Origin of the sequence: Burkholderia sp. IT-111MI5 (genome assembly GCF_949752865.1) — a bacterium.
GTDB lineage: Bacteria > Pseudomonadota > Gammaproteobacteria > Burkholderiales > Burkholderiaceae > Burkholderia > Burkholderia pyrrocinia_C.
The window spans coordinates 1-397 of sequence record NZ_CATKIF010000057.1 but is presented as its reverse complement, the minus strand read 5'-3'; the positions used below and the strand labels follow the sequence as shown (position 1 = coordinate 397).

Here is a 397-nt window from a genome sequence, read left to right as displayed (position 1 = left end):
TAGGCGGACGGTGTCGACCAGCGGTGCAAGCAGCGCCGTGATGCCCCCCATCCAATACCCCATCGCACCCGGATCGATCTCGACGCCGTCGCGCGCGTACATGACTGCCTGGCGATGCAGCGGGATGTGGTACGCGAACTTCGACACGGCGATGTGCGCGAGCAGCGCCGGACCCGGGATGCCACGATCGATCGGTCGACTCGGTGCCGCGGCCTGCACGATGCGATCGCAGCATGCGCAGGCCAGCTTCGGACGGCGGTGGCGAATCACGCGGAAGTGCGCCCGGACGTATTCGAGCTGTTCCGCGACGTCTTCGCCCAGCGGTTTGAGTTGCCCGCCGCAATCGGGGCAGTCATCATCGGCGGGCAGATGGATGCGCTCTTCGCGCTCAAGGTGA

Annotated in this window: 1 protein-coding gene; it reads right to left on the bottom strand. The window is 66.8% G+C overall.

Annotated features, from left to right (window positions below):
* Positions 1 to 397 (bottom strand): IS66 family transposase zinc-finger binding domain-containing protein (locus tag ACM6JT_RS29345; protein ID WP_414857775.1); only part of this gene is annotated, 397 nt, incomplete at both ends.